This is a genomic window from Rhodococcus koreensis, from assembly GCF_900105905.1.
Lineage (GTDB): Bacteria > Actinomycetota > Actinomycetes > Mycobacteriales > Mycobacteriaceae > Rhodococcus_F > Rhodococcus_F koreensis.
The window spans coordinates 118,949-133,044 of sequence record NZ_FNSV01000005.1 but is presented as its reverse complement, the minus strand read 5'-3'; the positions used below and the strand labels follow the sequence as shown (position 1 = coordinate 133,044).

General features: G+C 64.4%; 14 protein-coding genes. All 14 read left to right on the top strand.

What is annotated here, in order from left to right:
- Nucleotides 1-1,689, top strand: a complete 1,689-nt coding sequence (locus BLV94_RS04855) for an FAD-binding protein (protein WP_072946496.1) — start codon at nt 1-3, stop codon at nt 1,687-1,689.
- Complete coding sequence (locus tag BLV94_RS04850; RefSeq protein WP_072946497.1) at nt 1,682-2,485, top strand: enoyl-CoA hydratase/isomerase family protein; 804 nt, start codon at nt 1,682-1,684, stop codon at nt 2,483-2,485. Before BLV94_RS04855 ends, BLV94_RS04850 begins: the two co-directional genes overlap by 8 nt.
- Nucleotides 2,482-3,750, top strand: a complete 1,269-nt coding sequence (locus tag BLV94_RS04845; protein ID WP_244163507.1) for an acyl-CoA dehydrogenase family protein — start codon at nt 2,482-2,484, stop codon at nt 3,748-3,750. The genes BLV94_RS04850 and BLV94_RS04845 overlap by 4 nt, the downstream gene beginning before the upstream one ends.
- Nucleotides 3,747-4,628, top strand: coding sequence for a 3-hydroxyacyl-CoA dehydrogenase family protein (locus BLV94_RS04840; RefSeq protein ID WP_072946498.1), 882 nt, complete (start codon nt 3,747-3,749; stop codon nt 4,626-4,628). The genes BLV94_RS04845 and BLV94_RS04840 overlap by 4 nt, the downstream gene beginning before the upstream one ends.
- Nucleotides 4,629-4,639: 11 nt before the next feature.
- Nucleotides 4,640-5,386: a 3-hydroxyacyl-CoA dehydrogenase NAD-binding domain-containing protein gene (locus BLV94_RS04835; RefSeq protein WP_167372123.1), complete on the top strand. Its 747-nt coding sequence runs from the start codon at nt 4,640-4,642 to the stop codon at nt 5,384-5,386.
- Nucleotides 5,383-6,162: an enoyl-CoA hydratase-related protein gene (locus BLV94_RS04830; RefSeq protein ID WP_072946500.1), complete on the top strand. Its 780-nt coding sequence runs from the start codon at nt 5,383-5,385 to the stop codon at nt 6,160-6,162. The genes BLV94_RS04835 and BLV94_RS04830 overlap by 4 nt, the downstream gene beginning before the upstream one ends.
- On the top strand, nt 6,159-7,187 hold the full coding sequence (locus tag BLV94_RS04825) for an acyl-CoA dehydrogenase family protein (RefSeq protein ID WP_072946501.1): 1,029 nt from the start codon (nt 6,159-6,161) through the stop codon (nt 7,185-7,187). Before BLV94_RS04830 ends, BLV94_RS04825 begins: the two co-directional genes overlap by 4 nt.
- A complete protein-coding gene (locus tag BLV94_RS04820; RefSeq protein WP_072946502.1) occupies nt 7,184-7,489 on the top strand; it encodes a hypothetical protein in 306 nt (101 codons plus the stop codon). Before BLV94_RS04825 ends, BLV94_RS04820 begins: the two co-directional genes overlap by 4 nt.
- A 151-nt stretch (nt 7,490-7,640) precedes the next feature.
- Nucleotides 7,641-9,539, top strand: coding sequence for a flavin-containing monooxygenase (locus tag BLV94_RS04815; RefSeq protein ID WP_167372122.1), 1,899 nt, complete (start codon nt 7,641-7,643; stop codon nt 9,537-9,539).
- Between the two features lie 48 nt (nt 9,540-9,587).
- Complete coding sequence (locus BLV94_RS04810; RefSeq protein WP_072946504.1) at nt 9,588-10,487, top strand: alpha/beta hydrolase fold domain-containing protein; 900 nt, start codon at nt 9,588-9,590, stop codon at nt 10,485-10,487.
- Between the two features lie 166 nt (nt 10,488-10,653).
- Nucleotides 10,654-11,655 carry a Rieske 2Fe-2S domain-containing protein gene (locus tag BLV94_RS04805; protein ID WP_072946505.1) on the top strand — a complete coding sequence of 334 codons (1,002 nt, stop codon included), beginning with the start codon at nt 10,654-10,656 and terminating at the stop codon, nt 11,653-11,655.
- Between the two features lie 37 nt (nt 11,656-11,692).
- Complete coding sequence (locus BLV94_RS04800) at nt 11,693-12,703, top strand: acyl-CoA dehydrogenase family protein (protein ID WP_072946506.1); 1,011 nt, start codon at nt 11,693-11,695, stop codon at nt 12,701-12,703.
- A gap of 3 nt (nt 12,704-12,706) precedes the next feature.
- Nucleotides 12,707-13,855 (top strand): acyl-CoA dehydrogenase family protein, encoded by a 1,149-nt coding sequence (locus tag BLV94_RS04795; RefSeq protein ID WP_072946507.1) that lies wholly within the window; start codon nt 12,707-12,709, stop codon nt 13,853-13,855.
- A complete protein-coding gene (locus BLV94_RS04790) occupies nt 13,852-14,067 on the top strand; it encodes a hypothetical protein (RefSeq protein ID WP_072946508.1) in 216 nt (71 codons plus the stop codon). Before BLV94_RS04795 ends, BLV94_RS04790 begins: the two co-directional genes overlap by 4 nt.
- Nucleotides 14,068-14,096 lie beyond the last annotated feature (29 nt).

The following is a 14,096-nucleotide window of genomic DNA, read 5'->3' as shown; positions in this document are numbered from 1 at the left end:
ATGACTGAATGGGACCACCGCACTGACTTCCTCGTCATCGGCAGCGGCGCGGGTGCCGTCGGGGCCCTCCGCGCGAATGCTTTGGGAAAGAGTGCGCTCGTTGTGGAGAAGACCGACCTGTGGGGCGGGTCGACCGCCATGTCGGGTGGCGTCATCTGGATGCCCAACAATCCGCTCATGCAGCGCGAGGGCGTGTCAGATTCTCACGACAGTGCGCTGGACTACCTGGACTCGCTCGTGGGCGATGTCGGTCCGGCGTCTTCACCCGAGCGTCGCGAGGCATACCTCACAGAGGGCAACGAGATGATCTACTTCCTCGAATCCGAGGGCGTGCAATTCATTCGGTGTCCGAAGATGAGTGACTACTACGCCGGGATTCGAGGCTATCGCAGCGGGTCCCTGGCCGGCCGGTCCGTGGAACCGAAGGTGTTCAACAGGAAGAAGCTCGGGAAGTGGAGCAAGCGCATCCGTCCCGGGTTCTCACCCGTGCTCAACATCTACACCGGTGAAGGCTCTGCTCTACAGACCCCGAAGAGTTCCGGCGGTCCCTCCACGGTCTTGCGGGTCGCGTTCCGTACGGCGTGGGGTGTGGCCAGCGGAAAGAAGTACGTCACCAATGGTGAAGCGCTGATGACGCGAATCCTCCATGCCCTGTTGCGACGCAACGTGCCGGTCTGGCTCAACTCACCGGTCGTGGAACTCATTGTCGAGGACAACCGCGTAATCGGGGCCGTCGTGGAGAGGGACGGCGTGAGACTCCGCGTGCAAGCCCGCGACGGCGTACTCATTGCTTCGGGGGGGTTCTCCCGCAACCTGGCCATGCGAGAAAAGTACGCAGGACACTTGGGCCCGATGAGCGACGAATGGACCTCCGCCAACCCGGGTGACACCGGCGAGGTCATCGAGATGGCCACCGGCCTCGGTGCAGCCACGGCCATGGTGGACGAAGCGTGGTGGATGCCAACTTGGATGGACGGTGGCAAGCCGGCCATGGCCATGACGGTCGGCGCCAAGCCGCATGCGATCACTGTGGACGCCAACGGGCATCGGTTCTACGACGAATCGATCAGCTACCAGGAAGCCGGCCAGCGCATTTACGCGCATCACCAATCGACCGGCGCTGCGATTCCGGCGTGGCTGATCATCGACAGCACCCACAGACAGAAATACACCTTCGGGATGATGCTGCCTGGGATCGGCCATCAGAAGTGGATCGATGCCGGCGACTGGAAGACGGCAGACACACTCGAGGGCCTCGCGGAAGCGTGCGGGATTGATGCGGATGGATTGACCAAAACGGTCGAACGGTTCAACGGGTTCGCCCACACCGGTATCGATGAGGACTTCCACCGGGGTGAGGGCGGATGGCAGCAGTTCTACGGCGATCCCGACCACGGGCCGAACAAGTGCCTCGGCGCTGTCGAGACCGGCCCGTTCTATGCCATCCCGATCTACCCCGGTGACATCGGAACGAGTGGAGGGCTCATGACCGACGAGCACGGGCGTGTACTGCGCGCTGACGCAACCCCGATCGCGGGGCTGTTCGCGACGGGCAACTGCACGGCCTCCGTCTTCGGGCGAGGCTACCCGGGGGCAGGCGCCACGATCGGTGCCTCCGCCGTGTTCGCCTACACGGCCGCCAACTTCGTCGGCAAGTCAGTTTCCGGCAAGGCGCTCGATCATGGGTGATTTGAACGTATCCCGCGACGGAGCGGTGCAGGTCCTGGAGATTAACCGCCCCCAGGCGATGAACGCCCTGAACGGTCGACTCATCTGCGATTTGCGCGACGAGGTGTGTCGGGCCGAAGCCGATTCGAGCGTGCGCGTTGTAGTGATTACCGGCGCCGGGACCAAAGCCTTCTCGGCTGGGGCGGACCTCGACGAACTCGATGGTCTCGACGTGGCCTCGGCTCGACGGGTCATGCAGGAAGGGCAGCACGCCTTCCGCGACATCGCGTCATCCGACCTACCGGTGATCGCGGCCGTCAATGGGCTCGCGCTCGGCGGGGGGTTCGAACTCGTCCTGGCCTCTACGTTCGCGATGACCTCCGAGCTGGCCAGCTTCGGATTGCCCGAATCACGGTTGGGCCTGATTCCCGGCTACGGAGGCACGCAGCGACTCGCGCCGCTCATCGGGGCAGCTTCGGCAGCACACCTTATGCTCACCGGTGATCGGCTGACGGCCCAACGCGCCTATGAGCTGGGTCTGACCCTCCTCCCGCCGGTCTCACCCGAGCTCCTGATGCCGGAAGCGATGAACGTCGCGCACGCTGTCGCCGGGAACGGTCCGGCGGCGGTCCGATCGATCCTGCGCCTGCTTCGTCAAGCGCCCGGGTCGTGGGACGAGAAGCTTGCGGCCGAGACCGACGCCGCTGTCGACGCGATCGTCGGCGCGGAGTCCACGGAAGGAATTCAGGCATTCCGGGGACGTCGCACGGCCAGCTTCCCAGACTTAATGGCGACCGGGGTCGGGGGGACGCAGTGATCACGCTGGCTCCCCTGGAAGAGTCGCTCGACGACTACTCGAGCCTGCATCAGTCGCTGGACGAGCCCGCGATCGATGCCCAGCTCACCACTCGTGAGCTGGAGGTTCGGCGCCTGACGCGTGAGGTTGTTGCGCGCGAGGTGGCGCCCAAGGCTCGTCTGGCCGACGAAGGCGGCGGGTTCGTCGGTGAGGAGGTTCGTGCCCTCGCCGACGCCGGGTTGATGGGATTGGTGTTTCCCCGTGAACTGGGTGGCAGTGGCGACTCGAACGTCGCCTACGCCACGGCGATGGAGGAGATCTCCGCTGCTTGCGGTTCCACCAGCCTGGTATTCATGACCCAAATGCACGTCGCCTATCCGATCATGACCTTCGGCAGTGAAAGCCTGGCGAAACAGTGGGTCCCGGGCCTCCTGGACGGGTCCATTCTCGGGTCGCTCGCCATCACCGAACCCGGCGCCGGTAGCGACGTCTCCGGGCTGCGGACCAGGGCCGTCTATGACGCCGCTGCAGACGGATATCGGCTCAGCGGCTCCAAGACCTTCATCACCACCGGTGACCGGTCGGGCGTGATCGTGTGTTTCGCGACTACGGACCGGGCGAAGGGACGAGACGGCATCGGGGCATTCGTTGTCGATGGCAGTCAGGCGGAAGTGCGACGCGGAACCCCATTCGCCAAGCTCGGAATGCGCGCGTCGAGCACGGCCGAGGTGTTCTTCGACGACGCCTTTGTTCCGGCAGATGCCCTGCTGGGCGGCGTGGGTGGCGGATGGCGGGTCGTCATGCAATCGGTCGTCAAGTCCCGGATCAGTGCAGCAGCACAAGGAGTCGGGCTGGCTCGAGCCGCCTACGCACGCACCCTTCACGCGTTGCGGTGCGTGTCGCCCGGGCGGTTGGCCGACGAACACCTGTTTGCACTGGCAACCCTTCGTGGACGGATCGTTCAGGGGCGACTTCTCTTGATCGCCGTGGCGCGCCACGTGGACGACAATCCGGATGTCCCAACCGGCCTGATCGGGATGATGAAACAATCCTGCACCGACCTGGGTTGGGATGTTGCGGCAGAGTGCGCACGAATCCTCGGGCCGCTCGGCGACCTGGCCGACGTCGGAGTCGAACGCTGCCTCCGGGACGTCAAGGTCACTCAAATCTATGACGGCACCAACGAGGTCCAACGACTCCTCATCGGCCGGGAGATCAATCGCACTGCGACCGCCAAGGTTCCGGGAAGCCGTGGCGTCACGCAGAAACAGGAGGTAAGTGCATGAGCGAGGGTGCTCGCAAGACCGTCGCCGTTCTGGGCGCGGGAACCATGGGATCGGGCATCGCCGTGGTGATGGTCCGTGCCGGACATCCGACGTTGCTTTACGACATCAGTGAATCGGGCCTCGCGCGAGGAATCGACACCGTCCGTGGCTTCTTCGAGACGGGGGTCCGCAAGGGCAAGATCACCCAGGCGGACGCCGATGCAGCCACCGCGCGCCTTCGAGGTACCACACAGATCTCCGATCTGGCTCTCGCAGACGTCGTCGTGGAAGCAGTGTTCGAGGATCTCACATTGAAGAAGGACCTATTCGGCCAACTCGACGAAATCGTCTCTGACCGAACTCTTTTCCACACCAACACCTCCACCCTTTCGGTGACCGGCATCGCTTCCGGCTCCCGGCACCCCGAGCGAGTCGTAGGCACGCACTACTGCAACCCAGCTCCCCTGATGAGCCTCGTGGAAGTGGCCGACGGCAGGCACACCGCCTCATGGGCCCACGACGCCACCGTGAGCTTCCTGGAAGGGCTGGACAAGACCTCGGTGGTCACCAAGGACCGGCCAGGGTTCATCGTGAACCGCTTCCTCATTCCGTGGGAGAACCGGTGCATCGATGCGCTCGAATCGGGCCTGGGAACGCGCGATGGAATCGACGCCGCGGTCAAGTCACGCCTCGGTCACCCCATGGGGCCCTTCCAATTGCTGGACATCGTCGGCATGGACATCCACCAGCAAGTGGCCACCCGACTCTACGAGCAACTGCGAGAACCTCGGTTCTTCCCCCCGCCGATGGTGGAACGGATGGTCGCTGCCAACGACCTCGGTCGCAAGACCGGCAGAGGCTTCTACGAGTACGACAACACCCGGCTGTTCGGATCATGAAGGGACGACTGGTGACTACCACACAATCGGTTGCAGTGATCGGCGATGCTCACCGGGCGACCGGTCTCGCCGACCTGTTCGCCCGCTACGGGTTCGATGTACAGGTGATCTCGCCCTCGGAGGACGAATTGCCGGCGCTCGCAGTTGATCTGCTCATCGAAGTGGTGGCGGAGGAGGACAAGTCCGACGTGCTGCGAGCCATGTCCAAAGCTGCTCTCGCGGAGTCGATCCTGGTAACGACCACATCCACCCAGTCCGTGACCGAGCTTGCGACAGCGGTCTCCGATCCTGCCCAACTGGTCGGTCTCCATTGGGGGCACGAGGGTATTGCCGCCGCACTCGTGGAGGTGGTCGCCGCCGAGCAGACCGACACGGCCCTCGTCGAGGAAGTCGGCAAGGTTGCTGAGCGACTCGAACGGGGCTCGGTGGTCGTGAAGGACAACCCGGGATTCCTCGTGGACTGGCTGTTCCTGCCCTATCTGAACGACGTCGTCCAGGCGTACGACGACGAACTGGCCACGGCAGACGACATCGACATCGCCGTCAAGCTCGGGCTCGGCTATCGCAAGGGACCGTTCCAGATGCTGGAGGAAATCGGTGTTCAGCGTCATCTAGCCGCAACCACGGCGGCCTACGAGGCGACGCACGACGGCCGGTTCGCACCGCCCCCGCTCCTGTGCCGCCTGGGCACGGGCCAACCTGCACCACGGCACGCCAGCACCCCTGATCCAGCTGAGAAGGAAGGCAACAAGGCATGACTGACTACCAAGACATCGTCGTAGACGTCGAAGGCCCCGTCGTCACGATCACCATCAACCGCGAAGAGGCAGGCAACAAGCTCCGTGCAGAAACCTGCCTGGAACTCAGCGACGCCCTGCAACGGTTCCGGATCAATCCCGAACTGCGGGTCGCCATCCTCACTGGCTCCGGCAGCAAGTTCTTCTGCATCGGCGGAGAGCACGACGAAATGAAGTCGCTCGACCAATCCCAGGTGCTCCCGATCATCGACGTCTATCAGGCCATCGACACCATCGCCAAGCCCGTGATTGCTGCTGTGAACGGCTTTGCGGTCGGCGGCGGCAACGTCCTGCACACCGTCTGCGACCTCACCATTGCGGCCGAGCACGCAGTGTTCCGCCAGGTCGGACCAATGGTCGGCAGCTTCGACGCCGGCTACGGCACGTGGTACCTCGAGGACACAATCGGCCGCAAGCGCGCGAAACAGATGTGGTACCTCAACCAGAAGTTCACGGCGGCACAGGCCCTGGAGATGGGACTGGCCAACGAGGTCGTGGCGGGAGACGAACTTCTGACACGGGCCGGTGAGATCGCTCGGGAGATCGCAACCCGCAGCCCGATGGCTCTGGCAGGCCTGAAGGGTGCCTTCTCCGCGCGGCACAACGGAGTCTCGGGTCAGGCGCGCATGGCGCACGACCAGATGCTGACCCTGTATCTGTCCACCCAGGAGGCGCACGAGCTCAGCGATGCGTTCGCCGGGCGCCGTGAGCCCGACGCAGGCCGGTTCTGGTCATGACCTGGCGGGGGCCCCGCCTGCGCGCCGAGGAGGAGGCGATCGTCGATCTGTTCGCTCGGCTTGCCGGTGACAGAGGCCAGATCAATGACGGCCAGCCGGCTGTGGCCGATGCGCTCCGCGCCGAACTCGGCGGACTCGGGCTCTGGATGATCGATGATGCCGAGGACGACGGGAACCCCCAGCGGGTCTCCCAACTCGTGCTCAGTCTCATCGGTCGGAGCTGGCCGGCACTCGGCTGGGCGTGCGCCCAGACCCGTGCCGCATTGACGGCACTGGACGCGGGCCCCACGGAGGCTCGCGAGCACGCCGAGGCTGTCCGGTCAGGGAGCCAGGTCGTGGTGGCCGTCGATGCAGCCGCGATGTCTGTCCGATTGGACCGCAACGACACGTCGTACGTCGGAACGATCCACCGCGTTGATCCTGCGAGTGCACTCGACTCGATCGTGCTTCTCGACGGCGACGAGGCAGTGTGGCTCGCGTCCCCCACGATCCAGCAGAGCTCACCGGTACGGCGATCCGGACTGGACGGAGCAAGGACGGTCAGCGTTGGTATCAACGGTGCGGGCATCTCCCTGGGCAACCTCGCCGACGAAGTTCGGAGTAGTGCTTGGCTCGGTGCTGCGGCCGTGGCGACAGGCATCGCAAGCGCCGCGGTGGATCAGGCCGTGGACTACGCCCGTCATCGGGAACAGTTCGGTGGGCCGCTGACCGACTTGCCGGTCATCCGCGCCACGCTGCAACGACAGGCCGCGCTGGTTGCGAGCTCAGTGGCGGCTGCCCTCGAGGCGGATGCCTCCGACGTTTCGCAAGCGGCAGGCGTTCTTGCGACCGCTTGCGATGCGGCGGTGGAGGTGAGCGCGGCGGCGCTTCAGGTACACGGCGGTTATGGCTACCTCACCGAGTATCCCGCGGAGCAGTGGGTCCGGGACTCGCTCTCCCTCCGCGCCGCAGCAGATGCCATGCAAGCAGGAATCCGGGCCGGTCGCGTTCTGGCACAGACGAACTACCAGGAGGTTCCAGCATGACTATCCAGCGACTGACGGTCCTGGCGAAGGCTCGCTCGGGAAGGCTCGACGAGTTCGAGCGGTGGTACGACGAGGTTCACATTCCGGAGATCCTCGAACGTTATCCGGAGGTCAGCTCGGTGGTGCGTTATCGGTTGAGTGCTTCACTGACCCACGGTGTCGATGACCTGCACGACTCTGCGGCTGTCTACGAGGTTCAGGGTAGTGCCGCGGAGCTGTGGGACCGCCTCGCGGCGGACAGGTCCATGACCGTCGGACAGGGATTCGACTACAAGCGAACTGTGACCACATTCTCGCTTTGAGACCGGGCAGATGCTGCATATTGCAGGTGTATTACGGATTGCTCATCTTATGACACAGTGATAAGTTCAATCAGCCGCTCGGTTGTCGAGCCGAGAACCCCACCCGTCACCGGCCTCTGGCGGTGACCGTCCCCGTTTGGACGCGATGATCTTGAGTACTGATGATTTGATTAAGGCCGCCGTCGAGAAGGCGGACGCGAACGCACTGCGCCTGGCGCTCTACCAGGCCACAGGTGACGCAGAACTCGCGGAGATGCGGGTCGAGTGGGTTGCCCTCCGCGGTGGTGTATTCCAGTGGCCGTCCTTGTCCGACGAGGACCTCGTCACGGTCCGGGCAAAGGCGTTCGCGTTCCTCTCCGATAACGAAAACCATGGTCCCCGCATCGACGTCCCCAGCGACTCCGAGATGCGGCGCCTCATGGAACTGTTCCAGGGCGGCCCACTGACCGACAAGGAGTTCCAGGCCTATCGGGGAGAACTGGGCCTGGAGGAGTTCCCGCGCGACCCACGCTGGAGTACCCCTGAGGCACCGGAATCGCTCGACGACTTCAACGTCCTCATCATCGGCGCCGGCGCCAGCGGCATCGCCATGTCCATCAAGCTCAGCCGTCTCGGCATCAATCACACGATTCTCGAACGCCTCGACGACCTGAGCGGGACCTGGCATCGCCACCGTTATCCCAATGTGCGGGTGGACACGAACTTCCTCGTCTACCAATACAAGTTCGAAAAGCGCTACGTTTTCGACGAGTATTTCCCAACTCAGGCGGCGATCAAGGACTACATGGACTCCGTCGCCCGCAAACACGGGGTGGACGAGCGCATCGTCTTCGACCAGGAGGTCGTCGATGCGACGTGGGACGGCGCTGCCTCCACCTGGCGCGTCACGGCGAGCAACTCCGCCGGCGAGACCAGCGAGTACTCAGCCAACGTGCTCATCACCGCAACCGGACTCTTCGCCACCCCCAAGATGCCCAACTTCCCCGGCCTGGAGAGCTTCGCCGGCAACGTGGTGCATACCGCGAACTGGGACCCGTCGCTGGAGTTGAGCGGCAAGCGCATTGCGGTCATCGGGACCGGCTCCACGGGCACCCAGATCCTCCCGAAGATCGCCGAGACAGCCAAGCACGTCACGGCCTTCCAGCGGACCCCGAGCTGGATCGTCGAGACTCCGGGACTCAAACGCAAAGTCAAGGAACACACCCGCTGGCTGTTGGAGAACATGCCCTACTACTGGAACTGGGCGACGTACAGCCAGTTCATCGCCACGCTCTCGATGCAGGACGTGCAGGTCACCGACCCCTACTGGCAGGCCAGCGGTGGGGTGATCAGCGAGAAGAACGACGTCCTGCGCAAGCTGCTCTCGGACTACGTCGCCGAGAAGGTCAGAAATGACCCTGAACTAGTAGCCAAGCTGGTACCGACTTACGCACCCCTTGCCCGGCGGATCGTGGTCGACAGCGGGTGGTACGACGCACTCATGCGCGACAATGTCGACCTGAACACGAACGGAATTCGGGAGATCGTCCCGGACGGCATCGTCACCAATGCGGGAGAACTCGTCGAACTCGATCTGATCGTCGCCGCTGCCGGGTTCGAGGTGTCGCGCTACTTCTACCCGGCGGAGTTCCATGGTCGGGGCGGGACGAGTTTCGATGACCTGTGGAGCAAGGACGGCGCCCGCGCATACCTGGGCATGACCATTCCCGGGTTCCCCAACTTCTACTCGGTATACGGGCCGAATTCCCAGGGCCGAGGCGGTGGTGGCTTCCTCATGTATGTCGACCTGTGGACCCAGTACGTCTCCGAGATGCTGATTGCCCAGATCGAGGGTGGTTTCCGCGAGGTCGAGGTCAAAAGGTCCGCCTACGATGCCTATAACGAAGAGATCGACGACGCCGTGCACGGGCTGATCTATGAGTCCGAAGGCAAGGGCGGATACTTCGTCAACGAGCACGGCAGGTCGGGAGTCCAGATGCCATGGACCGTCGACGAGTACTACGCACGCCTCCTGCCCGCGGACATCTCGGACTACGACGTGAGGAAGTGATCTCGCAGAAGCGGATCCCGATGAGCACCCTGGGTAAAGGAGCGCACCGTGGCCTCTGACGACGTCGTACGAGCAGTCAAGGAGCTCAACAATTCACTCGACTTCGGATCGAGGCCGTCAATCGGCGAGATCCGGGCAAAGGTCGACGCAATGTGGCCCGAACCGGGTCCGGACATCCTGGTGAAGCCCGCCACCGTCGGCGGGATCCCGGGACGATGGGTAACTGCTCCGGGAGCTCCGAGCGCCATGGTGATCCACCTGCACGGAGGTGGATTTGCCAACGGATCCTCGGTAAGCCACAGGGACCTTGCGGCACGGATCAGTCGGGCATCAGGCACTCGTGTTTTTCTTCCTGACTTCTCGTTGAGCCCAGAGCATGCCGTCGGTCGGGCCCTCGAGGAGGTGGTCGGGGTCTTTCACGCACTGACCGCCGGGGATGCTGGTCCGGTCTTCCTCTCGGGTGACTCTGCCGGTGGTGGGCTTGCCATTTCGGCGGCGCTGCGGTTGCGCGACGAGATGCGCGAGGGACAATACGAACGGCGATGCGTCCCGGCGGGGGTCATCGCGATGTCGCCGTGGGCGGACCTCACCTTCGACTCCGAGAGCTTCAGGCGCAATGCCGACATCGACCCCATGGGCAAACCCGCTGCCTATGCGTCACTGGCGCGGGGCTACCTTCAGGGGCATGATGCGCGGGATCCGCTCGCCTCTCCCTGCTTTGCCGACTTTGCGGGATTTCCCCCGCTGTTGGTGCAGGCGGGAAGCAGCGAATTGATCGTGGACGATGCCATCCGGGTCGCGTCTGCTGCGCGTCGTGCTGGGTGCGAGGTGGACCTGCAGATCGCCTATCAGATGTGCCACGCCTACCAGTTGTTCGCTGACTTTCCGGAGACTGAACACGCGCTCGATGAGGTAGGCAAGTTTGTCCGCCGATGGGCGGTGCGCTGACCATTGCGCAGCTTGTCAAAATTTGTACTCGTTGACAATTTTAAGGCAAAAACGTTAACGTTGCTGGGCTGCGCAATGTCGTAGCCGACGCAGTGTTCGCGCGCACGCCCCGGGATTTCGGGGTCTGCGACGACGTGAGCCGCCGCAGATGCAGGAGATGACAACAATGACATCGCAGGAGACCTTCACCCCGTCGCCGTACCCCGCCACGGGCCTTGCCACCGCCGAGCGGATCAAGCTCCCGGCGTTTCCCTCCAGCTGGTACCGCGTAGCGGCGTCGAACGACATTGCTCCCGGTGCGTTGCACAGGATGCGTTGGTTCGGACAGGAACTCGTCTGCTGGCGTCCCGCGAACGGTGGTGAGGCCCGGGTCTTCGACGCGTACTGCGCGCACATGGGCGCAAATATCGGTCAGGGCGGTTTCGTGGAGGACGACCGGCTGGTTTGCCCGTTCCACCACTGGAAGTACGACTGCGACGGTCGCAACGTGGAGGTTCCCTACCGGGACAAGCCGCAGCGCGGTGCCCGCCAGAAGGTGTGGACCTCGGCCGAGCGCAACGGCCAGATCTTCGTCTGGTACGACGCCGAAGGTCGTGAACCCGACTGGTTCCCGCCGCAGCTGCCCGAGGCCGACGATCCCGAGTTCATCTGTGTCGTGTCCGAGCAGAGTTGGACGATCCGCACCCACGTGCAGGAGATCCTCGAGAACGCGGTCGATGTCTCGCACTTCCAATTCGTGCACGGTGTGCCGGGCTTCGGTGCCGTCGAGCTCGTGGAGGACGGTCCGATGTTCCGGGCCACGGCGGCAGTCACGATGGAGACCGGACGAGGAAGCGTCGAGGGCGCGGTCGAGTCCGTGCTGTGGGGCCTGGGCATCAGCCTGGTGCGGCTCGTCGGAGCGGGTGGAGCTCGAACCCTCTTCGCCGTAACGCCGATCGACGACGAGACGCTCTTTGCCCGCCACGTCTTCTTCGTGCCGGGCGACGAGTCCGGTCCCTCGCGCTACGGACAGTCTTTCATGAAGGAGTTCAGCAGTCAGATCGTAGAGGACATCCCGATCTGGGAGACCAAGCTCTACCGTCCGAAGCCGCGGCTCGCAACGGGGGAGAGCGCAGTGCTCGACTTCCGTCGGTGGGCAAGCCAGTTCTATCCGGAAGGCGATAACTGATGCAGGCGACGTTGCCCCAGCGAGAAGGAGCATTTCGATGGACCTGCGCCTGACGGAGGACGAGGAAGCCGTTCGAAGCGCCTTTGCCACGCTCTTCGAGAAGGAAGCCGAGCGCCGCGGTTCGACGAGCGGCGCCGAGGAGGCGTTCGACAAGAAACTCTGGCAGCTGCTTGTCTCACTGGACTCACTCGGCATCGCCAACCAGGCCGAGGACGGGAGCATCGTCTGCCTGGCGCTCCTGGCACGAGAGGCAGGTCGACACCTCGCCCCCGTCCCGATCATCGAAGGGGCAGTTGCCTTGCGGGCTCTCGCAGCAGCGCCCCAAGCCAGCGACCTCGCGGCCGATGTGACTGCCGGCCGCGTCATCGCCACCGTCGCGCTCGAGCCGGTTCGCGATGGGATCGCCCGTCACGTGGTTGCCGGCGGGATCGCAGACGTCGTACTCGCGCTCGACGGTGACGACTTCGTCGCCCTCCAGTCAGAACCACGGCGAGGAGAGACCGGCGACCTCGGATTCCTGGCGATGGCCGACCGCGCCGTCGATGCCGGCTCGCGGACGGTCCTCGCGACGGGTGAGGTCGCGCGACAGATCTTCGAAGATGTTCGGGGGTGGTGGCGCGTCGCCACCGCTGCCGGACTGGTCGGTCTCGGTGACCAAGCCATCCGCATCGGGGTCGACTACGCGAAGGTTCGACACCAGTTCGGCGTGCCGATCGGAACGTTCCAGGCGGTGCAGCACGGTCTGGCCGATGCGGCAACGGACGTCGAGGGCGCGGAACTGCTTCTTATGGAGGCTGCATGGGAAGCCGATCAGGGCAGCCCGACATGGCAGGCGCGCGCCGCCATGGCATATGCGCAGGCAGGTGAAGCGGCCCAGACGGCTGCATCGGTGAGCCTGCACTACCACGGTGGGTACGGCGTCGCCCTGGAATACGCGATCCACCGTTATGTCCGACGCGCCAAGGGGTGGACCCTGGCGGGCGGCGACCCGGACACCCTCTGGGAACGCATCGGCCGGCAGTTTCTTGAGACAGCGGGAGGTCAGTAGCCCATGGACTTCACCCCCAGCCCGCGGACCGAGGAGGTCCGGGCACAGGTCCGCGCCATCATCCGTGAGCACTTCACGGACGAGGAGCGGCGTAAGGTCGCCGAATCAGGCACCCTCCACAGCCAGGCCTTCCATCGAGGCCTGGCAGCCGCTGGCATCCTCGGCGCAGCGTGGCCCGTAGACGAAGGTGGGCAGGACTTCAGCCCCCACGAAATGGATGTCGTCACAGAGGAGGCTGCGCGGGCTGGTGCCCCGCTGGCGGCGTACTCGACGACGATGCTCGTGGCCGAGACGATTCGGCGGATGGGTTCCCGAGAGCTACGCGACCGCGTGCTCCCGGGCGTGCTGGCCGGAGAGACGATCATCGCATTGGGCTACACGGAGCCGGGCGTAGGATCCGACGTCGCCGCGGTGCGCACGCGTGCCACCAGGCGCGAGGATGGCAAGTGGGTCATCAACGGCGAGAAGGCCTTTACCACCTCTGCCGAGGTTGCGACCTATGTCTTCGTTCTTGCCCGGACTAACCCGGATGTGCCGCGCCACCGCGGGCTGAGCCTGTTCCTCGTCCCGACGTCGACCCCAGGTATCTCGTTCTCGCCGGTCCACACCCTCGGGGGCGAGAAGTCCAACATGTCGGTCTTCGACAACGTCGTCGTGGGCGACGACGCATTGGTCGGTGAAGTCGACGGTGGTTGGCAAACCATGATTGTGGCGCTGGACTTCGAGCGTGGCGGCGAGTTCGCCGCCGAGGTGCAGCGCCTCCTCGACCTCGTCGTCGACTGGGCAGGCGAGAACCCGGAAGAGATCACCCCTCACATGCTTCGCCGGCTCGGCCGGGCGGCAACCGCCACGGAAGTCTCCCGTCTTCTAGGGATCCGAACGACGGGGCTGCGTGCAGAAGGCCGCCCGGCCAACCTCGAAGGCACCATGGCCAAGCTGTATGGGACAGAGACGCTGTTGAAGCACTCTTCCCAACTTCTGGATTCGCTCGGCGCTCGTGGTGCAGCCCGTGCGCGGGATCTGGACCGGGAGATCGAGCACGTCTATCGACATTCGTTCGTCACGACCATATACGGCGGCACCAGCGAGGTGCTTCGCGGAGTGCTGGCCGAACGCCGCCTCGGACTGCCAAGGGCCGGCTCGAAGTCGTGACCGGCGATCCGCACATCGACCCCGACCCGGAGACCGACGGTGAATCCTTGGTCTGGTCCAACGTCTATCTGTCGTTCCCACTGACGCGACGTGAGCGGGCGGTCCTGGATGCCTACCTGCGTTCCCAGGAATCCTCGCTCAGCATGCGACTGCGGGTAGCGCTCGTCGAAACATTCCGTGAGGCCGGAGTCGATCTCCCCCAGATCGGGTGACCACTCAAATTACGCAAGGCAGGATGCCC

What these genes read in the sequence shown, in the direction of transcription:
- BLV94_RS04795 (WP_072946507.1), top strand. Translation starts at nt 12,707, where the DNA reads ATGGACTTCACCCCCAGCCCGCGGACCGAGGAGGTCCGGGCACAGGTC.
- BLV94_RS04830 (WP_072946500.1), top strand. Translation starts at nt 5,383, where the DNA reads ATGACTGACTACCAAGACATCGTCGTAGACGTCGAAGGCCCCGTCGTC.
- BLV94_RS04820 (WP_072946502.1), top strand. Translation starts at nt 7,184, where the DNA reads ATGACTATCCAGCGACTGACGGTCCTGGCGAAGGCTCGCTCGGGAAGG.
- BLV94_RS04805 (WP_072946505.1), top strand. Translation starts at nt 10,654, where the DNA reads ATGACATCGCAGGAGACCTTCACCCCGTCGCCGTACCCCGCCACGGGC.
- BLV94_RS04800 (WP_072946506.1), top strand. Translation starts at nt 11,693, where the DNA reads ATGGACCTGCGCCTGACGGAGGACGAGGAAGCCGTTCGAAGCGCCTTT.
- BLV94_RS04840 (WP_072946498.1), top strand. Translation starts at nt 3,747, where the DNA reads ATGAGCGAGGGTGCTCGCAAGACCGTCGCCGTTCTGGGCGCGGGAACC.
- BLV94_RS04825 (WP_072946501.1), top strand. Translation starts at nt 6,159, where the DNA reads ATGACCTGGCGGGGGCCCCGCCTGCGCGCCGAGGAGGAGGCGATCGTC.
- BLV94_RS04855 (WP_072946496.1), top strand. Translation starts at nt 1, where the DNA reads ATGACTGAATGGGACCACCGCACTGACTTCCTCGTCATCGGCAGCGGC.
- BLV94_RS04850 (WP_072946497.1), top strand. Translation starts at nt 1,682, where the DNA reads ATGGGTGATTTGAACGTATCCCGCGACGGAGCGGTGCAGGTCCTGGAG.